Source organism: Deinococcus hopiensis KR-140 (assembly GCF_900176165.1).
GTDB classification, from domain to species: Bacteria; Deinococcota; Deinococci; order Deinococcales; family Deinococcaceae; genus Deinococcus; species Deinococcus hopiensis.
On record NZ_FWWU01000009.1, the window covers coordinates 250,681 to 269,072 of the forward strand.

The window sequence follows — 18,392 nt, forward strand, 5'->3', positions numbered from 1 at the left end:
GGCATCTCCTTAAACCACAGTCCCCATCACGCGCCCGTCGCCCAAGTACACGAGATTCACGTCGGGGTGAACGATGTGAATCTCGGGCACCCGATCTCCCCGTTTGAAGGGCAGGCGAGCGCGGCAGCGCACAGCATCTTGGATGTAATTGCCCTGGGCGGTGAACGCAGCCCGATACTCGTGAATGTCCTGCCACGACCAGCGGCGCATGGCTGCCGCCTCACTGGCCCCGCTGACCTCCATCAATCGCAGGATGACGTTGGGGCTATCCCCGAACTCGCGTGTTGCCTCGTACAAGTCCTGAGCTGTCATTAGTAACCGGCCACCGCCGTAATTCACGATCAGCTCAATGTGCTTCCGCATATCCGGGACGCTGGCGTGGTAGTACCGGATTAGCTTGATATACCCTCCGCGCCGCGCAAGCACATGCACGAACTCGTGCGAGACAGAGAAGAGGTGGCGGCTACCGTACTCTTCTTCGGTCACGCAGATCAGGTCATTTCGCATGTCATAGTCGCGGCTGCGAGCCAGGTAGCGCGGGCCGACCTCGTACCGGATGCCCCACGCCTCAGCCAGCTTCACCGGGTCACGTTCGTAGTTGGTCGCGGCGTGCTGCTCCTCGATGTAATCCAACAGGTCAGAGATCAGGAGGTCCACGGCGGCCTACTTCGGGTCTATCAACTTCGAGAGGCGGACGTAGAGGGCAAGCCAGTCTTCCGGCGTTTCTGGTTCCTCTCGAAAGTCGAGGTCGGCCAGTTCGAGCAGCCACCGTTTTTCAGCGAGCGGCGCATTCTTCCCGTGGCCGTACATCTCGGCAGCCTCGCGTAGAGCGTCAGGAATCTCGATCTCTGGCTCTTCTTCGGGCAGCACCCAACCCCGGCGCTCAGCATCCGTAAGGGGGCGTAAAGGCGTTGTGGGGGCGGTCGGCTCTACCGGAGTGCCCGTGTATAGGCCGGTCTCTGTGTGCCACTCTTCGAGGCTGATGCCCAGCACCTTGCGTAGCGCTTCCCTGACGGGGAGGGTGGCCTTTGCCAAGGGGTTGTGCCCTCTTTTGATTTTTGAGAGGTAGTCCGCTGTGACCTTTACCCCGTAGTGAAGCTCCATCTGTCGGGCTACTTCAGGCCATTTCAGCCCTTTGTCTGCACGCCGCTCATCGATGAACGCGCCGTGCTTCTGGGCTACTTCAGTTTCACTCTGTGTGACGGATGCCATGAGTACCCCTAGGGGAAAACTCGGCGAGCGATGCGGACTGATCATGTCGCCTGTACGCATACGGTAGCGTTTTGGTTCCATATCGCTACATTTTCCGCACCTGTCACAGACTAATCGTGTATTGATATTGACACACTATCTTTACCGGACTAGAATCGGATTCAGATGAACAAGGCGGAGAAGATCGTGCAAATCCAGAAGGAAGTCGAGCGCTTGAGTCTGTCTGCGCGCGGCATTGCACGCGGTACGGCACTCACGCCCAACACCGTTCTGGGCGTGCTTCGCGGGGAGGAGAAGGTGCAGGAAGCAACCGTCAATCTTATTTGGTTTTTTCTCGGACTGGATCACGACTGCACACCTACCAAAGTCGGACAATCGGTGCCCGCATGACCTCGCGTCCTCCCCTCCGCTCCTATCCCTCGCGGCTTGCCTGGGCGGCTGATCTGTTCGCTCGGATGCATGCCTCTCGGCTGGAGCGCGAGGCCAACGCCACCCCAATTACTCAGCCCGCACCCCAGGTGCGTGAAGAGCAGGCCGAAGCGAAACGCCCGGCCTGAGACCAAAAAAGAGGACGCGGGTGCCACCGCGTCCTCACTCCTCGGAAGGAATGCCTGCCATGAGTGTACACCTGACCCCCGCGCACATCGCCTCACCCCCCCCGACGATCAAGACCGCAGACGGCCTGACCTGGACTTACGAGAAGCAGGATTTCGAGGGCCAGTTCACCCGGCGCTACCGCTGCGGCGCGCGCGTCGCCAACCTGACCAGCCACCGGGGCAGCGAAGTGGTGCGCTTCGTGACCGCCAGTGGTAAGCGCCTGGAAGTGCAGGCGGCGGCGTGAAAGCGAACGCCTTCTCGATCAAGGCCAACGTGTACACCGACGGCGCGCACGTCAAGTTGGCCTTTGAGCGCACCTTCGCCTTCTCGCGCCCAATGAATCAAACCGAGCAGGAGGCCGTCGTAGCCCGCGTGGCACTGGTCACCACGCGGCTGCGGGAAGAACTGGCAGCGGAGATTGCACGACTGCTGGAAGGCCCTCAGTGAAGCGCCCCTACCTCCCTGCCGATGCACTCGCCCGCCACATCTGGCAGTGCGCCCTGACCACCGCCTTCTGTCAACCGGTGGTTGGCGTCCTCCTGTGGACCGCTGCTGCCCTCGCCCTGCTACTGGAGGTGCTGTCGTGATCCGTACCCTGCTGATCCTGTGGCCGCTGCTGGCCGCCGCCTCATTGCTCCTGTTCTGGGCCTGCTGCCGTGTGGGCGCACTGGCCGATGGGCGCAGCTGCACCGACTGTGGGCGCACGACTGAAGAAGGCATCTGCGACGGGTGCCTGAACCGGGAGCTGAACTGATGCGCCGGGCCCTGATCATCCACAAGATCCGCGCCCTGCTGGCCTCCGGCTTGGCCTTCACGGTGCCCGAGATTGCCCAGCGGGTCTCGTGCCACCGCACCGCCGCTTACAACTGCCTTGCCGTCATGCAGCGGCACGGTGAGGTGCGGCGGCAGCGGCAAGAGAAGTTCTACGTGTACCGGCGGGCCGCATGAAGCCCGAGCCCGACTTCAGCCTGCCCGTGTGGCTGCTGGCCCTGCTGTTCCTCGCGGGGCCCGTGGCCCTGCTCGCCCTCGCCGACTGGATTGGAGCCCTGCTGTGACTGCCCTCGAATACGCCCGCCCCGAGTCCATGCCCCTCGTGCAGCACAGCGATTACAACCGGGAACAGATCGCCCTGATCAGGAACATGCTGGCGCCCGAAACGAATGACCAGGAATTCCAGCTGTACATGGAAGTGGCACGCGCATTAGGCCTCAGCCCCCTACAACGCCAGATCCACGCGGTCATGCGGTGGGACGCTGCTAGCAAGCGGAAGAAGATGGTCATTCAGACGGGTATCGACGGCTACCGCTTGATCGCTGCCCGCACTGGCGCACATGTCGGCACCACCGACGCCGTGTATGGCCCCACGAACAAAGACGGGTACCCTGCCTGGGCGCAGGTGACGGTGAAGAAGCTGGTTCACGGCCACATCGCCGAATACCCCGCGACGGCCTTCTGGGATGAGTACGTGCAGACCACGAAGGAAAACAAGCCGAACAGCATGTGGGCCAGCCGTCCCAAGGGGCAACTCAGCAAGTGCGCGGAAGCGCTGGCGCTCCGGAAGGCATTCCCGGCTGAACTCTCCGGCGTCTACACCGACACCGAAATGGAGCAAGCGGACAGCCCAGCCCCCGCAGCTGCTGCCCCTGCTCCCCAGACCCGCCGCGCCGACATCACCCGCGAGGTGGCCGAGCAGGCAGGCGTGCCCGCCAAGACCCTGCCCGATCCTCACCAGGAAGAAGCCCTGAAGGCGTGGGCCAGCAAGATCGGGGACCTGGCCGCGCGCGTCCGCAAAGTGTCACCGGCTGACGACGTGCAGCACATCCTCGAAACCTACGAGTGGCGTACCAGCATCGACGGCGCGCGGGCCTGCTACGACAACCTCAAAGAGCTGGGCCTGAAGCACGCGCAGCCCGCACAGCAACCCCAGGAAGCGGCCCCCGCACAACCTGCCGAGGTGACGCTCAGTGACGCCCAGCGCAAGGCCCTGTGTGCCCACGCAAACCGCGCGAACGCTAAGACCAGCGATGACCGTGCCGCCCTGTGGGGCTACGTCCTGAACGCAGGGCAGCCCCTCGGTACGAAGAGCCTGACCGAGCAGCAAGCCAGCGTCCTGCTTGACACTTTCAGCGCCTGGTCGAACGAAGAAGCCGCCCGCGCCCTCACCGAAGCGTGGGGCGTATTCCCTCCTGTTGAAGAAGACCTTCCCTTCTGAGGCTGCTGACCATGACTGCCCCTGACTACCTGGAACCCACCGCATGGACCGTCTACCCGGACGATGTGGCCGAGTTCCGCGCCACCTACCAGATGCCCAACACGCGCGCCCCCGAAGGGCGTGCGGAGGGCCTGGCGAAGATGACTGACGACGAAGTGCTCAAGCTCGCTGAAGCCCTGCGCCTCGCGCTGCTGCGCCGTCCCTCCGAGATCCCGCGCTTGTGGGGCCTCGTCTGTGATCGGAGCTTCTCGTGAACGCCGCCGTCATCAAGTTCCCCGCCCCTGCTCAACAGCAACAGAAACGCCGTGAAGCAGGCACCTTCACCACCACCGACAGCGCCGTCGTCGAATTCCAGAAGAAGAACGGAAGCGCCGCCTCCCGCACCCTCACTGCCCTGGCCGAGCGCTCCAACTACACCCACAAGCCGCCCATGAGTGTCGCGGAGTTGCAACAGGAAACGGACCTGGGGCAGCGCGCCGTTGAGAAAGCCTTGGCTGCTCTGTCCTCTCAGGGGTTCTGCGCTCAGGTGGGGAAGCTCTGGAAATACACGAATCCGAACGCAGATGCGAACGGAAATGCGAACAGCCGTTCGCACGAGCGTTCGCAAAACGAGCAGGAAAACATCGTTCTGGACAGGGAAAAAGAGCCCCTGAAGGAAGTAGAAGGAAGTAGAAGAATAATGAACAACAACACCCCAGAGAAGGAACCCAGTTACGGGGACGCCCTGCGGGCTGTTGATGGTGCTGGGCTCTTGGAACTTTGGCGGAACTGGGTGGCCCTGCAGGGCATTCGGAAACCCACCCAAGACACGCAGATCAAGACCTGGGCGGCTTGGGTGGAGGAAGGCAGAGCTGACGCTCTGCGCGCTGCCGCGCAAAACATCATCGGCATGGGTTCGTACGCTCACCCCTTCTCAGCGCTCAAAAAACACATGACTGCGGGGGCAGGAAACGTCAACGCCCCAGGCACTGAAACAGGTTCCGGCCCGGCGCGGCCGGCGCTGAGCGTGGGCCAGTTCGTGCGGCACTCAGACGGGGTGGAAGCCCAGATCGTTCACGTCGGCTCACGTTGCGTGACAACCACGCATCCGGATTTTCCCGACGTGCCGCTGGCCCAGGTCAAGACGCTGACGGTGCTCGAATGACCGCTCGCCCGCTGCCCCAGAACCACGACCTGGAGCGTCAGGCCCTCGCTTGCGTCCTGATCGACACCAACGCCTGGACGCACCTTGCAGACCTCGCCCCCGCCGCTTGGCACAACCCCGCCACCCGGGAACTCGCAGGCCTGATGCACGAGCTGCACGCCGCCGGGCAGCCCCTCGACGACCTGGGCCTGATCCTCCAACGTGCGGCCGACAGCAAGCGCGGCCAGACTGTGAACACCGCGTTCCTGCAGGCCGTGATGGGCATGGAAGTCAGCGCGTTCTACGCCGAGCGGTACGCCGCCGAGCTGCGCCACTTGCACGGGCGGCGCGAGGCCATCCGGCGCGCTCACCAGCTGGTGCATCACGCCAGCGAGGGAGACCTCAGCCCTGACGAACTGGCGACCATGGCCAGCCAGGTGGGCGGGGCCCTCGATGTCCGCTCCCGGTCCGGGTTCACCAGTCACGCCCAGGCCATCGACGAAGCCCTGGCTGACATGGAAAGTGAAGCGCCGAACGCCATCAGCACGGGCTTCGTGGACCTGGACGCGCAGCTGCTCGGCTGGGAACCCGGGGCGATGTACGTGCTGGCCGCCCGGCCCGCGATGGGCAAGAGCGCCCTGGGGTACAGCTTCGTGACCCTCGCCGCGCAGAACGGGATGCACGCCGCCGTCGGCAGTCTGGAGATGCCCGCCAAGGCGCTGACCACCCGGTCCATTGCTACCGCGGCTTCGGTGGACCTGAACCGGATCCGGCAACGCATCCTGACGCCTGCCGAGAAGCAGCGGTGCCGCAACGCCGCCGCCCGCCTGCGCGGTCTACCCATCACCTTCATGGACGCGCCGGACCAGACGGGCAGCAGCATCGCGCGGGACGCCCGCAAGTTGCGCGCCGCCGGGAAGCTCGACTTCCTGATGATCGATTACCTGCAACTCATCGAGACCGGCAACGCCGACAGCGGGAACCGTGTGCAGGAAGTCAGCCAGATCAGCCGGACCCTCAAGAAGCTGGCCATGGAACTCCAGATCCCCATCGTGGTGCTGAGCCAGCTGAGCCGCGCGGTGGAAGCCCGCCCGAACAAGCGGCCCGTGCTGTCTGACCTCCGGGAGTCCGGGGCCATTGAGCAGGACGCCGACACGGTGATGTTCATTTACCGAGACGAGTACTACAACCCGAACACCGATCAGCAGGGCATTGCCGAGGTCATCGTCGGCAAGCAACGAAACGGCCCCGTGGGCAGCGTGAAGCTCGCCTACAACAGCGAGTTTGTGCGGTTCGCCAATCTCTCCCGTCAACCCGACTTGTACGGCGCCGCGTGAGCGCAAAGGAGACCATCATGGAAGAGCGTACCTACGGCATCTACAGCCTGGAATTCAAAGGGTTCACCACGAAGGAAATCCGGGAGATCGGATTCGTCCATGACGTGAAGTGGGTCTTCAACCGCAACGCGAAGCCAGACTGGAAATTCGAACTGGACCACACGCATGTGCTGTTTGGTGCGGCCGAGACAGACGGCCTCAAGCTGGAAATTCGCCCGCGCGTCAATGGGGAGCACCTGCCCGGCATCCTGCTGCCGACCACGCTGCAGGGGAACCTGACCACGGTGCCGGAGGGCGTTACGCGGTTCGTGACGCGGATAGCGGATGAGACCTTGACGGCAGCGGGTCTGTCCTGTGCGGCGTTCCTGAATTGCAGTTTTGCCCTGGAATGCACGGTGGGCGATATGCCGACGCTGGAAGAAAGCATGATCCAGCAGGAACTGCAGGCCGAGAAGCAGGTGCAGCAGGACGTGCAGGACCTGGTGGGCCAGATCGACGGCAGCCCGATCTTCGGAGGGCAAGAGGCACCCGACGCCCATGAGCAGAACAGCGGGCCCGAGACCCCTGAGCAGTTCCTGGCCCGGGCGCAGTTCGGGCAGCTGAGCACGCTGCTGCAAGCCATCGGGCGGGATCCCGGCGAGTGGTCAGACCCGAAGCAGACTGATGACGAGGCCGCTGCCGAGTGGCGGGCACTGCTGTTCGAGCACTGGCCGCAGCTGGTGGAGAGCGGCGCGTTGGAAGGCATGTACGAAGTGGCCGAGCCCGAGGAAGAGGACATGCCCTTCCCACCCAGCCAGCCCGACAGCGGCACGCAGCCCAGCGCCTAAGAGAGAGGGGGCGGGTGCAGGCCCGCCCCACTGGTGAACCCATGACGATTCAGCTACGACAAAAACGACAGCAGTTTCACGAGCCGATCAACGAACAGCCCAAAGAGGTCAGGCAGAAGATTCCGCAACCTCTTCCTACGGCTCTCTTTCTTCTGGACTGCCTGAGCAGTGTCTTTGGGTTTCGTCATGTGGCCACTGTACTGGGAGCCGCATGACTGCCAAGGTGCAGGTGCGTGAGATTCAGCCCTTAGCTCCCGAGGAACGCGCAGACCTCGTTACCTTGGAGTCCCGCATCAAGGCAGGCTGGCAAGAGTTCGTGGCCGTGGGAGAAGCCCTGCTGACCATCCGAGAGCGCCGCCTGTACCGCGCCGAGCACAAGACCTTCGGCGATTACTGCGAGCACGTGTGGGGCTGGTCTCGGCAGCGTGCCCAGCAACTGATCGACGCGGCGGCAACCTCGCAGGTGCTGACAACCGTTGGTTTACAACCCGAGAACGAACGGCAAGCGCGTGAGCTGCGGGAAGCGGCGAAGATCGTTGAGACGTTGGAGCCTGAGAAAGTCATCGCGGTGGCGCAGTATCTGAAGACGGCCACCGGCAGCGAGCGGCCCAGCACCTCGCAGGTGAAGGCCGCGGCTGAGGTGGCAGCGAGCATCGATGCGCACGGGACGGTAGCGCACCCGGAGACTGGGGCAGAGGTGCCCCTGCACGAACTCACGGGCGAGCAGCGGGCCACGGTCCTTGTCGAGAACGTCACCACCGGCACTTACGAACGGCTGCAGCGGCAGCAGCAGCACATCGCGGAGAGCGTGGCCCAGAGCAGCACCACGGGGCGGGGTGGGTGGACGGACTGGTGCATGACCTACGCGGCCCAGCACCTGACGCCCACCCAGGAACTGCGCATCGTGGTGAAGCAGGACGAATCCGGCAACCCCTACGCCGAGGCGAAGATCGTGGACACCGAGAGTCACGCGACCATCGCCTTTGGTGACCGCGCGCCGTACTTGAAGAAGGCTGTGCTGAACCTGGTGGAAGAGGTGAAGGGGTGAACTATTCCTTCCCGTCCTATCAGCCTCTGCTAGCTGGGCCCCCATTTGGTCAGGACGTTAAAGGTAATAGCCAACATCAGGACCCATCCAAAAGCACGACGCCAGACAGGGGACTTGTGGTGCCTCGCATATGCCTCCATGTACCAGGTGTACCCCAACACGCCCATCAGGCTCATGACGGTGCCAATCCCTTTCCTCATGGTCTGACCGGATACATCGTCTTTGGGCCACCAATCTGTCTCGATGGTACCTGTGAGCAGCCAACCGGCAAGCAGAAGCAGCAGGCTGATGATTTGCACCATAGTCATCCTGGGTGTCTGTTCAAACCATCCGCGGCTCATGGCCTCGTCATATCACTTCGCCTACGACGTTTGGAGCGAATGTGAGCGGCTCGGAACCATGGCGAAGCGGATGGAGTAGTCGGGCAGCGGCTGAGGCGTACTGCTCGCGCATCGCAGACCCGGCCTTGCGCGAGTCCACCCGAGCGCGGCTGGGACTGGTGGACCAAACGGCGAAACCTGCTGAAACTAGTCCACCTGCACAGCCCTTCCAGCACGCAATGTCTGCACCAATGGGACTAGCGCTGCCTAAACCGGTCGAATTCGACCCAATTAGAACCCTGACCTTCACGCTGCCCTACCCACCGTCCCTGAACAGCATCTGGCGGGCCATCATCATCAAGACCGCCAAAGGCCCCCAGGCCCGCATCCTGCTCAGCCTACAGGGCCGCGCCTACCGCCGCACCGTCAAGGACCGCGTGCGCGACATGGGCCACCCCAGCACGCCGCCCGGCGCTCGCCTCGCGCTGACCCTGACCGCCTGCCCGCCGGACAAGCGGCACCGCGACCTGAGCAACATCCCGAAGGCCTTGGAAGACGCCTTGACCCACGCCAAGGTCTGGGCCGATGACTCGCTGATCGACGAGCTGCGGGTGATCCGGGGCGAGGTGTGCCCGGGCGGCCGCGTCGTGGTGCAGATCACGCCCCTCACCAACACACTTTTCGAGGTGACCTCGTGAACAAGCCCGTTGACCCCATCGTCCGCAAGGTGCTCGACGATCTCTACCCCTCGGGGGCAGTGAAGGTAGCGCGCGACTTGCAAGTTGCCTTCACTGGCATGACCACCAGCATGAAGTCCGCCGGTGAAGTCCTGCGCCGCCTGGGGAAGCACCGATGACCCTCGCCCTCTCGCGCCCGGAGGTGGCCGAGTTGTCCGAACCGTCAGAACGCTTTAAAGACCAGGCTCAAGAGCACAACGCCAAAGAGGATCACCAAGAACAGGGTCCACCCAATTTGAAAGTCCTGTTGCCAATTGCGCGTCCAGATGGAGTCGCCTCGCGTCCTCTGGGCCTCTTGAATCAACGGGAGCCGTTCGAGAACGCCCCTGACCAAGAAGCCAGCAATGACGCTCACGATAACCAACAGCTGATCCAAGGGGTTGGGCAGCAGATTTCGGTAGGGCCAGATGGTGAAGATTCCACCCACGGCAATGAGGTAACCGGCCAGACCCGGCAGCATGATCAGAAGCCACTTCCGAAAGGTCAAGCGCTCTTGCATGCTCCCGAGTCTAGGGGAGTCCAGGGAGAATCTCCCGCAAAGATGCGCACCCGCCCCACCAACTGGCGCACCCTCCGCACGCCGGACGGCACGCGTGGCCCCCGCGAGCAGCAGCGTGAGGCACGCACCTACGCTGAAGCGTGGCTTCAAGCCATACGCGACTGGGACACAGTGACGCGCAGCGACCTTGTGCTCCCTAGTCATTCAGGAGGAAGTGGAAGCCGTCTGCGTCCTGTTGGGTTAGGGATGAGCAGCAACGGCAGCATGGTGGGGTTCGTCACCTACACCCGCGTCAGGACCCCAATGGGTGACGTGTCCGCCTCGGCCCTGGGCAGCGCGATTACAGCAATGGCAGACATCCGACTGGACCGCACCCGGGCCGGGACAGGCCTCGCCAGCCTCATTGATGAACGGGGCGGATGGGCCAGCCCGAAAGACCGCGCTTTGGACTATGCCGTCGCGGTCTTGACTCTGGCCACCCGATTGGGGGACACAAAGGCAGAGAATTACCTTTCCCAGTTGCAGAAATCCGGGGATTGACCTACCATTTCTGTAGGTTGGCCGTTCCTTCGGGGGCGGCCTTTTCCGTTGGGCAAAGTGGCAACCGCTGGTTTACACGAAGGGGTAGGCTGAGGGCATGGCAATGCCTGATGACATGATCTTCTTTGCCGAAAAACAGCCTTCAACTGCCGATGAGAGGACCGAAACACTTCTTGTGGTTCTCCCCCCCGCCGTCTGGGCTCTCTTTGCGGACGTAAACGCTGGAACATACAACGTGAAATACGTTGATGAAGCTGGAAAGGTGCAGGGAGAGTCCTTTCGACGGCCAAGTCGCGCAAGGTATGTTCAGCGAGGCGGCTTAAGAGACATAGTCGAAGTTGAATTCGATCTGTAAACCGTGCCCCACCATCACCCCGCTTCGGCGGGGTTTTTCATTGCCCGCGTATAACTTTTTTCCCGACTTGCACAGTTGCGTATAAGGGAAAAAAGAACGCCTTCCCCTTACCTCCAGGAGGTGACCCACGATGCCCACCCCACTACCCCATGGACGATGCAGGTCGTGGGGAACCCCATGAAGGATGCACCGAAGCGCAAGCCCGCCCACCAAGGCACCACCAAGGCCGAGCGCGCCAAGCTCCCCACCTGCGGCGCCAAGACCCGGAGCGGGAAGCCCTGCAAGAAGCCCGCCGGACATGGCACAGACCACCCAGGGGAAGGCAAGTGCCGCAACCACGGCGGCGTCGGTCAGAAGCCCAGCACCCGCTACCAGTTGACCAACGCCAGCCCCACGCTCCGGCAAGCCATCGAGGCCCAGCAGGCAGACCCAGACCCACTCAACCTCCTGCCGGACCTGCTGCTCGCCCGCTCCCTCCTGCAGGAAGGCATCCAGCGGCACAGCGAAGTCACCGCCGCCATCATCGCCTGGCACGCCAGCCACACGAGCGGGTACGAGGAAGCGGTGAAGCTTTGGCGCGAGCAGCTGGCGAAGTACCTGGAAGCCGCGGCGCAGAGTGGCAGCGAACCCACCGAGCCGCCTCCACCGCCGCCCATCCCCGAGGCGTTCGAGAACAAGCCCCGACAGATGCCAGACCTCTCGGGCTTCATCACCCTGATTGACCGGGTGACCGGCATCGTGGAACGCATCCAGAAGCGCGAGGGCGAGCGCAGCATCACGCTCAACGAAGTGGATCGGGTGTTAGGCGAGCTCGGGTTGAAGACCGTTCTGGCCTTGAGGGAGGTGATCGCAGATGACGCAGACCTATCGACGTACACACCAGCGGAGCTGCGGTCTGAACTTGCAGGCGCTATTGAACGACACTCCCGCAGCGTCCGTTACTGAACCCGTAGACGACCTCTCGCCCTACGCGCGCGGCCTCAGGCAAGGCGTGCAGCAGGCTGCTCCCAGGGTGATCCGTACTGACGAGAACCCGTTCGCCAAGTACCGTGACGACCCGGTGGGCTTCGCCAAAGAGGTGCTGGGCCTGCAGGTCTGGGCCGCCATGGAACGCATCCTCCTGGCCATTCGAGACCACCGCAAAGTGGCCGTGCGCTCCGGCCACAAGGTCTCCAAGTCCACGACGGCCGCCATCATCGCCCTGTGGCGCTGCCTGAGCCGGGAAGGCAGCCGCACGGTCCTTAGCGCCCCCACCGCGCGTCAGGTCAAGGCCATCATCTGGAAGGAACTCAGCAAGCGGCACCGGGAAGCCAAACTCCCGGGTGACCTCTTCCTCGACCCCGCCAGCGGCCTGCGGTACCGGGACAGTGAAGTGTTCGGGTTCAGCACTGCCGACGCTGAGAAGATGGCCGGCATCTCCGGTGCGGACCTGGTGTTCATCATCGACGAGGCGTCCGGGGTGGACGAAGAAATCTTCGAAGCCATCGAAGGGAACATGGCGGGCGGCGCAAGCATCCTGCTCATCAGCAACCCGACGCAAACCAGCGGCACCTTCTACGACGCCTTCACCACCAAGCGTCACCTCTGGCACACCATCCACGTCAGCAGTGAGGACACACCGAACGTCCAGACCGGCGAGATGCTCATTCCCGGACTGGCCACGCGGGCATGGGTGCAGGAGAAGCTCAGCGAGTGGGGAGAGGACAGCCCGCTCTTCCAGGTGCGTGTGCGCGGGAACTTTCCCGATCAGGCCGAGAACTCCGTCATCGGTCTGGGCCTCGTCGAAGCTGCGAGGGCACGGCATCAGAACGAACAGGAGACCCTCACCGGTCCATTCACCCTCGGGGTGGACGTGGCCCGGTTCGGTGACGACCTCACGGTGCTGTTGCCCGTCTTCGGTTCCCGCCCTGGCCCAATCAAGACCCATCGAAAGCAGGACAACGTAGAGGTGGCTGGGCACGTCATGGATTACGTGGAGGAACTGCGCCGCAAGCATGACTACCCAGTCAGCGCTGGACGCGTCCGGGTGAAGATCGATGACCTGGGCAACGGCGGCGGCGTGACGGACCACCTCAAGCACAGCGAGCGGGCCCGCAAGCTCGGCATCATGGTCATTCCCGTGAAGGTCAGCGAGAACGCCACCACCGAGGGATACCACCGCTTGCGCGATCAGTTGTGGTTCGCCATGCGCGACTGGTTGAAGGAAGGGGGACAACTTCCTGCAGACAGTCACCTGGAAGGGGAACTGGTGGCCGTGCGGTACAGCTTCGACACGCAAGGCCGGGCGAAGGTGGAAAAGAAAGAGGAGTTGAAGAAGCGGTTGGGCCGCAGTTGTGACCGTGCGGACGCCCTCGCCCTGGCCATCTACGATCCACCGCCTGAAGAGAAGAAACCCACCGCCACCGGCCAGCTCGCCGCAGCCCGCGCCGCTGCAGCCGTGGCGGCCCGACTTCAGCAGGCCAGGAGGTAACCCTTGGACAGTCCCCTACAGCGCGTCCTCGCCGAGAAGTACGCGGGCAACGCGCCACCCCTTCAGGCGGCCACGCCCACCGTGCGCCGCGCCCGCGCGTCCCCCGTCCTCAGCTCCCAGCAGCAGATCACCCGCGCTCTCAAGGAACTGCCGAAAGGCCGCACCTCCCGCGTGCCCAGTGACGGCAACGGCGCATGGTGGACGCTCGCCACCTACGAGAACCGAGACCGCCTCGACACCATCGCCTCCTGCCGACGCCTCTGCATTGAGGACGCCGACGCGGGCGGCGCGCTGGCTGACCTGGTGGCCCTCGCTATTCCACCGCTCCCCGATGGTTCCCCCGGCATCCGCGTGGAATTCGAGGGCAGCCAGAGTGCCATCAGCCGGGCAGAGCGCGAGATCGATGCCCTGATCGAACGCCTGCACCTCCCGCTGCATGAGCTGGCCGCGAACGGCATGCGCGAGGTGTACCAGGGCGGCGGCTTCGGAGCCGAGTGGTACCCGAACCCGGGCCGCACCGGCGTCCTTGGCATGGAGATCGTCCCCGCTGAGGAACTCATCCCCCGGCGGCGCGACAACGAACGGTTCTGGCAGCAAATCAACAACCCCACGCCCCTCAGCCCGCAGACCTTCTGTTACACCTCCTACGGCACGCGGGGCCGTGACGAGTTCGGTACGCCCGCCATGATCGCGGCGCTGCGCGAGTTGGAGCGCAAGGCCAACATCACGCTGGGCATCGACAAGGTGATTCGCCTGCTGGCTCAGGGCGTGTTCCTCACCGTCGGGATTCCAACGAAGAGCCCCCAGGACCTGAACTTCGAGGACGAGAACGACCCGGGGTACGCGGAAGCCTTGGCCGCCCACTACGAGGCTTACGTGCAGATGGCAGCCACCGCCCGAGACCTCGGCATCGGTGCCTTCGAGGACGGCACCGAGATGAAGGCCGTGCCGCTGACCGGCAACGTGGGCGGGCTCAGCGATCTCGAAGAGATGAACGCCCTCAAGGTCTGGTCCGGTCTGCTCACGCTGCCCTTCATGCGCGGGAAGATGGACAGCACCACGCAGGCGCTGGCCCAGGTCGTGTACCCGATCCTGCTCGCTCATGCTATGGGCCTGCGTCAGGCTGTGACGCGCACCATCGAGTTCGGCCTGAACTTGCACCTGAGATTGGCAGGCGTTCCCGCCCGGGCCATCCTCGCCTTCCAGGAACCGCCCAATCCTTTCCGGAAAGATCACGCCGCCGCCGCGCTCTCGCAGGTGGAGGTGGACGAACGCTACACCGCGCTGTACGGCGAGGAATACGTGCGCTGGGCAGCGGAGCGTGACGGCTTCGACGCCGACAAGGTGGTGGCTGCCTGGAAGAAACGTCAGGCGCAGCCAGCACTACCCCCACCGCAACCCAACCCCAATCCACCGCAAGGAGGTGAACCGAATGCCCCAACCGAGAACGACCCGGAACCTTGACCACATCGCGGCCATCGTCTTCGGACGGCCCTGGGCCATCCTGCCCGCCGACATGGACATCGTGATCGGTGTTGTGAGCATGTACATGGAAGGGGTCAAGCCCACAGCCCAGGAAGCCGAGACAGCCGCAGCCAGCCGCCCCTACGGTGCTGAGCGGACAGGCGAGAGCACCGACACCCCGCAGACCGTGCGCGTCATCCCCCTGCACGGCACCATCAACAACCGGGCAGACGAGATGGACCGCATGTCCGGCGGGGGCGGCACCAGCCCCCAGGCCTTCGCTCGCAAAGTCCGCGCCGCTGCTGACGATCCGAACGTCGTGGAACTGATCATCGACGTGGACAGCGGTGGCGGAACTGTGGACGGTACCCGGTCCATGTACGAGGCGGTTCAGTACGCGGCCAGCAAGAAGCCCGTGACTGCCGTTGCGAATGGGTCAACGGCCAGCGCCGCTTACTGGGCGATTGCTCCCGCCTCGCGCATCGTGGCCGCTCACACGTCCACCGTGGGCAGCATCGGGATCATCGCGGCGTGGCGGGACGTGAGCCAGGCCATGGAGCGGGACGGCATCAAGGCCCATTACTACCGCTCCGGCGAGCGGAAGGCGGTGGGCGGCCCCGGCGAGGCGATGGGCGAGCAGCTGGACGCCACCCTGCGCGAGATGGTCGACGACATGTTCGAGGTGTTCATCGGTGACGTGGCGGCAGCGCGCGGCGTGAGTCCAGCGGTGGCCCGGGACAAGTGGGGCAGCGGCCGAACGTGGATCGGGCAGCAGGCCGTGACCGTCGGGTTGGCTGACGCGGTGAGCACCCTCCAAGAGGAGATCGACCGCGCCACCTCCGGGCAGCGCCCACCCCAACGGGGGCGCATGGCCGCGCAGGCCCCGCCCGGTGACTACCTCATGGCTGCTGCGACTGCTGCCGCTGCGCCACCCTCTCCCGCTGCCCAGGCCGCCCTTCAGGACCTGGGCCTTCAACTGCCCGCCCAACCTGCCGCCCTCTCACCCTCACAGGAGGCATCCACCGTGAAGATCCGACTCCAAGCCGCTGACGGCACCTTCCACGAGTTCGACCCCAGCGATACGGCTGGCCTTCAGGCCTTTGTGCGCACCCAGATGCAGGCCGCTTCCACCCAGGTGATCCTCAGCGCTTACACCGCCTTGGGCGTCGCCGTCGAAGCGGGTACCACGCCCAGCGCACTCGACACCAAGGCCCTTCAGGATCTGCGCCTGCGCGCCGCTGATGGGGCGGCCTACCGCACGGGCCTGATCGAGCAGATCGCCTCCCTCACCATCACCACCCAGGGCAACGACGAAGCCGGGCAGAAGGCCGCCGAACGTCAGAAGCGCGTGTGGGCCAACGCCGAGGTCGACGACTTGAAGGCGGAAGTGGAGCGTCTGCAGGGCGTGCGCGACGGCATGTTCCCCGGCGGCCCCCTCGGCAAGCCTGGGGGCGGCGACAAGCCCAAGACGGCCCCCCGGGCCTTCTACGGACGCCGGTAAGCGCAGCAGCCCGGACACCTCGCCTCACTCTCTGACCTCGGAGGTCACCCATGCCCAGCAAGGAAAACATCAAGGTTGGCAGCAAAGGCATTCGTTATGGCGGGCAGGACCCCAAAATGGGGATCACCTACGCCACCACTGACACCGTCGAGCTTGGGGACATCGTGGCCCCGAGCGGCGTGGCGGGCACGGTCTCCCGTCCCGCGGACGGCGGCAAGATCCTCGGCCTGGTCATCAGCAAAGAGCGCGACGCCGTGTGCGGTGTTCGGACGGGACTGGTCCACATCGCGCGGGCCACCGGCGCGGTAACGCCCGGCTTCACTGATCTCGCCGGCGATGGTGCTGGCGGCGTGAAGGCCGTGGCGGCTGGCTCCGGCACCCCTTGCCACGTCCTGGGGACTGAGGTGGACACCGGCCAGACCTACGTTGCGTTCCACGTCCTTTAAGCCCTCCAGTCCGCCCACAACTGACGCCCGGCGCGCACCCCTGAGGTGACGCGCCCTTCTTCTGGAGGAATCCCGCATGATTCGAAGCCTCAACCAGCTCACCGCTGAACTGATCCAGGACGCCACCCGCACCGGCCCCGGAGGCCGCGCCTTCGTGGACGTGAACGCCCACCTGATGGACCTCTACCTCGGTGGAGACATCGGCGACGGCCTGATGCGCGAGGAAGCCACCCGCGCGGGCATCAGTCCCGTGCAGCAGATCCTGGCCCACAGCGGTATCCGCCTCTCCGGCCTGAACGCGCACACCCTGGACGTGTTCGCTGACGACAGCAACCGCGATGCAACGTTCGCAGGTGCCAGCGTCCTCTTCCCGGCCCTCGCGCAGGAATGGTTGTTCAGCGGCCTGGGCATTCGCGCCGCCGACGGCTTCGTGAGTAACCCGTCGCAGCCCGGCGACACGGTGTTCCCTACCGACACCCGCGTCATGGTTGACCAGCGTGTGCCGCTGCCCAACCGCGTCCTGACGCTGGACGAGATGGTCAGCATCGTGTTCGGCATCGACTCGGACCAATTCAAGACGGCCACCATCAAGCGGGCCGAGCGTGACAAGGACCGCGAGGCCAGCCGCGTGGCGGAAGGCACTGAACCGCCCCTATACACCATCGAAACTGCGGACCGGGCGGTGGCCATCTTCAAGTACGGCACGCGTATCAAGGCCACTTACGAAGTCATGCGCCGCATGCGCATCGATAAGGTGCAGCTGCTGATCGGCGAACTGAATGAAGCCGAGCGCCGGCGCCTGATCAAGGAAGCCTTGAAGACCCTGTTCAACGGCGACGGCAACGGGAACGGCATCATCCTGTCCGCCAACGTGCCCGCGGACTGGACCGTCCAGGCGCTCGACGAATGGATCATGGAAGTGGCCTACAACCAGAGCCTGGACCTGAACCGCTTCGTGGGTGACCTGACCGAAGTGAAGCGCGTGCGGGCCCTACGGTACCCGGCCAACGGCAATCAGCTGACGCCGGACCAACTGGCGATGTATGGCGCGGGTGACTACGTGATGCCTGACGGTTCGCCCCTGCGGCTGGGTCTGAAGGGCAGCGTGCTGGATGGCAGCAAGACCATCATGGGCTGGAACGCGGCGCGTGCGCTCGAGCAGGTGATCGAGAACGGCTCGCAGATCAATGAAACCCAACGGTGGATCACGAACCAGACGCAGGAGTGGGTGCAGACGGTCAACACCGGTTTCGGCAAGCCCTACGAGGACAGCGCGCAGGGCATCGCCCGCCAGTAAGCAGCCTTCCCATCATCACCCCCACCCGGCCGCCAGCTGCGGCCTGAGGAGCGCACCATGGCAAAAGCAGACACGATCAAGGACATCAAGACCGCGAATGGTCAGGATGTCCCCGACTCCCTGACCCAAAAGCAGCTTGGCGAGCTGCTTACCCTCGCTGAGAGGGGAGATGAGGGCCGTTCGGCGTTCGACGCCAAGCTGACCGAATTCACTAGCGCGGAAGCGGAAGAGGACACTTCCAGCAAGATCCGCGTGCGGGTCACCGACGGGAAGGGCAGCGGCAGTTACATCCACCCGGAGAGCAAGCAACTGCTGCGCCGTGGCGGTGAGCCGGTCTTGGTGCCGAACGATGACTGGACCGACACGATGATTCGCAACAAGTACCTCACCGAAATCCGGCGGTGAGG

General features: G+C 64.3%; 28 protein-coding genes. 24 read left to right on the forward strand and 4 right to left on the reverse strand.

Annotated elements, in window-relative coordinates:
- Nucleotides 1-9: 9 nt before the first annotated feature.
- Nucleotides 10-657 (reverse strand): ImmA/IrrE family metallo-endopeptidase, encoded by a 648-nt coding sequence (locus B9A95_RS14550; RefSeq protein WP_084047975.1) that lies wholly within the window; start codon nt 655-657, stop codon nt 10-12.
- Nucleotides 658-663: 6 nt separating this feature from the next.
- Entirely contained in the window at nt 664-1,212 is a 549-nt protein-coding gene (locus tag B9A95_RS14555; protein WP_139806798.1) for a helix-turn-helix domain-containing protein, read from the reverse strand.
- A gap of 165 nt (nt 1,213-1,377) precedes the next feature.
- On the opposite strand from B9A95_RS14555, the gene B9A95_RS14560 reads away from it, so the two are divergent.
- The 13 genes from B9A95_RS14560 (at nt 1,378) to B9A95_RS14605 (ending at nt 8,356) form a co-directional block, all read left to right on the forward strand.
- Nucleotides 1,378-1,602 carry a hypothetical protein gene (locus B9A95_RS14560; RefSeq protein WP_084047977.1) on the forward strand — a complete coding sequence of 75 codons (225 nt, stop codon included), beginning with the start codon at nt 1,378-1,380 and terminating at the stop codon, nt 1,600-1,602.
- Nucleotides 1,599-1,769: a hypothetical protein gene (locus B9A95_RS33780; RefSeq protein WP_170928653.1), complete on the forward strand. Its 171-nt coding sequence runs from the start codon at nt 1,599-1,601 to the stop codon at nt 1,767-1,769. The genes B9A95_RS14560 and B9A95_RS33780 overlap by 4 nt, the downstream gene beginning before the upstream one ends.
- Before the next feature lie 59 nt (nt 1,770-1,828).
- On the forward strand, nt 1,829-2,053 hold the full coding sequence (locus B9A95_RS14565) for a hypothetical protein (RefSeq protein WP_139806799.1): 225 nt from the start codon (nt 1,829-1,831) through the stop codon (nt 2,051-2,053).
- A complete protein-coding gene (locus B9A95_RS14570) occupies nt 2,050-2,256 on the forward strand; it encodes a hypothetical protein (RefSeq protein ID WP_084047979.1) in 207 nt (68 codons plus the stop codon). The genes B9A95_RS14565 and B9A95_RS14570 overlap by 4 nt, the downstream gene beginning before the upstream one ends.
- Entirely contained in the window at nt 2,253-2,396 is a 144-nt protein-coding gene (locus B9A95_RS33785) for a hypothetical protein (RefSeq protein WP_170928654.1), read from the forward strand. The genes B9A95_RS14570 and B9A95_RS33785 overlap by 4 nt, the downstream gene beginning before the upstream one ends.
- Nucleotides 2,393-2,563, forward strand: a complete 171-nt coding sequence (locus tag B9A95_RS33790) for a hypothetical protein (protein ID WP_170928655.1) — start codon at nt 2,393-2,395, stop codon at nt 2,561-2,563. The genes B9A95_RS33785 and B9A95_RS33790 overlap by 4 nt, the downstream gene beginning before the upstream one ends.
- Entirely contained in the window at nt 2,563-2,757 is a 195-nt protein-coding gene (locus B9A95_RS14575) for a helix-turn-helix domain-containing protein (protein WP_084047980.1), read from the forward strand. The genes B9A95_RS33790 and B9A95_RS14575 overlap by 1 nt, the downstream gene beginning before the upstream one ends.
- A 103-nt stretch (nt 2,758-2,860) precedes the next feature.
- Nucleotides 2,861-4,021, forward strand: a complete 1,161-nt coding sequence (gene bet / locus B9A95_RS14580; protein WP_084047981.1) for a phage recombination protein Bet — start codon at nt 2,861-2,863, stop codon at nt 4,019-4,021.
- Between the two features lie 11 nt (nt 4,022-4,032).
- Entirely contained in the window at nt 4,033-4,275 is a 243-nt protein-coding gene (locus B9A95_RS14585) for a hypothetical protein (RefSeq protein WP_084047982.1), read from the forward strand.
- A complete protein-coding gene (locus B9A95_RS14590; RefSeq protein ID WP_084047983.1) occupies nt 4,272-5,165 on the forward strand; it encodes a hypothetical protein in 894 nt (297 codons plus the stop codon). The genes B9A95_RS14585 and B9A95_RS14590 overlap by 4 nt, the downstream gene beginning before the upstream one ends.
- Nucleotides 5,162-6,481 carry a replicative DNA helicase gene (locus B9A95_RS14595; RefSeq protein WP_084047984.1) on the forward strand — a complete coding sequence of 440 codons (1,320 nt, stop codon included), beginning with the start codon at nt 5,162-5,164 and terminating at the stop codon, nt 6,479-6,481. Before B9A95_RS14590 ends, B9A95_RS14595 begins: the two co-directional genes overlap by 4 nt.
- Before the next feature lie 17 nt (nt 6,482-6,498).
- Entirely contained in the window at nt 6,499-7,308 is an 810-nt protein-coding gene (locus tag B9A95_RS14600) for a hypothetical protein (protein WP_084047985.1), read from the forward strand.
- 211 nt (nt 7,309-7,519) lie between these two features.
- Entirely contained in the window at nt 7,520-8,356 is an 837-nt protein-coding gene (locus tag B9A95_RS14605; RefSeq protein ID WP_084047986.1) for a hypothetical protein, read from the forward strand.
- Nucleotides 8,357-8,385: 29 nt separating this feature from the next.
- Here the strand turns inward: B9A95_RS14605 and B9A95_RS14610 are convergent, their stop codons facing one another.
- Nucleotides 8,386-8,658 (reverse strand): hypothetical protein, encoded by a 273-nt coding sequence (locus tag B9A95_RS14610; RefSeq protein WP_139806800.1) that lies wholly within the window; start codon nt 8,656-8,658, stop codon nt 8,386-8,388.
- An 80-nt stretch (nt 8,659-8,738) separates the two neighbouring features.
- Here B9A95_RS14610 and B9A95_RS14615 point away from each other — a divergent pair, with 80 nt between their 5' ends.
- Both B9A95_RS14615 and B9A95_RS33795 read left to right on the forward strand, forming a co-directional pair.
- Nucleotides 8,739-9,374, forward strand: coding sequence for a RusA family crossover junction endodeoxyribonuclease (locus B9A95_RS14615; RefSeq protein WP_084047988.1), 636 nt, complete (start codon nt 8,739-8,741; stop codon nt 9,372-9,374).
- The gene (locus tag B9A95_RS33795; protein ID WP_170928656.1) at nt 9,371-9,532 is read left to right on the forward strand and encodes a hypothetical protein; all 162 of its coding nucleotides are present in this window, start codon (nt 9,371-9,373) and stop codon (nt 9,530-9,532) included. Before B9A95_RS14615 ends, B9A95_RS33795 begins: the two co-directional genes overlap by 4 nt.
- 44 nt (nt 9,533-9,576) lie before the next feature.
- Here the strand turns inward: B9A95_RS33795 and B9A95_RS14620 are convergent, their stop codons facing one another.
- Nucleotides 9,577-9,912 (reverse strand): hypothetical protein, encoded by a 336-nt coding sequence (locus tag B9A95_RS14620; protein ID WP_084047989.1) that lies wholly within the window; start codon nt 9,910-9,912, stop codon nt 9,577-9,579.
- Between the two features lie 42 nt (nt 9,913-9,954).
- Between B9A95_RS14620 and B9A95_RS32305 the strand changes: the two genes are divergently transcribed.
- The 9 genes from B9A95_RS32305 (at nt 9,955) to B9A95_RS14660 (ending at nt 18,390) form a co-directional block, all read left to right on the forward strand.
- A complete protein-coding gene (locus B9A95_RS32305; RefSeq protein WP_139806801.1) occupies nt 9,955-10,452 on the forward strand; it encodes a hypothetical protein in 498 nt (165 codons plus the stop codon).
- A gap of 97 nt (nt 10,453-10,549) precedes the next feature.
- Nucleotides 10,550-10,807, forward strand: a complete 258-nt coding sequence (locus tag B9A95_RS32310) for a hypothetical protein (protein ID WP_139806802.1) — start codon at nt 10,550-10,552, stop codon at nt 10,805-10,807.
- Nucleotides 10,808-10,984: 177 nt separating this feature from the next.
- Nucleotides 10,985-11,752, forward strand: coding sequence for a hypothetical protein (locus B9A95_RS14630; RefSeq protein WP_139806803.1), 768 nt, complete (start codon nt 10,985-10,987; stop codon nt 11,750-11,752).
- Nucleotides 11,721-13,277: a DEAD/DEAH box helicase family protein gene (locus B9A95_RS14635; protein WP_084047992.1), complete on the forward strand. Its 1,557-nt coding sequence runs from the start codon at nt 11,721-11,723 to the stop codon at nt 13,275-13,277. Before B9A95_RS14630 ends, B9A95_RS14635 begins: the two co-directional genes overlap by 32 nt.
- A 3-nt stretch (nt 13,278-13,280) precedes the next feature.
- A complete protein-coding gene (locus B9A95_RS14640; RefSeq protein ID WP_084047993.1) occupies nt 13,281-14,741 on the forward strand; it encodes a hypothetical protein in 1,461 nt (486 codons plus the stop codon).
- The gene (locus B9A95_RS14645; protein WP_084047994.1) at nt 14,710-16,242 is read left to right on the forward strand and encodes a S49 family peptidase; all 1,533 of its coding nucleotides are present in this window, start codon (nt 14,710-14,712) and stop codon (nt 16,240-16,242) included. Before B9A95_RS14640 ends, B9A95_RS14645 begins: the two co-directional genes overlap by 32 nt.
- A 50-nt stretch (nt 16,243-16,292) precedes the next feature.
- Complete coding sequence (locus B9A95_RS14650) at nt 16,293-16,688, forward strand: hypothetical protein (protein WP_084047995.1); 396 nt, start codon at nt 16,293-16,295, stop codon at nt 16,686-16,688.
- 76 nt (nt 16,689-16,764) lie between these two features.
- Nucleotides 16,765-17,985 (forward strand): phage major capsid protein, encoded by a 1,221-nt coding sequence (locus B9A95_RS14655; RefSeq protein WP_084047996.1) that lies wholly within the window; start codon nt 16,765-16,767, stop codon nt 17,983-17,985.
- A gap of 57 nt (nt 17,986-18,042) precedes the next feature.
- Nucleotides 18,043-18,390, forward strand: coding sequence for a hypothetical protein (locus B9A95_RS14660; RefSeq protein ID WP_084047997.1), 348 nt, complete (start codon nt 18,043-18,045; stop codon nt 18,388-18,390).
- The last annotated feature ends 2 nt before the right edge of the window (nt 18,391-18,392 follow it).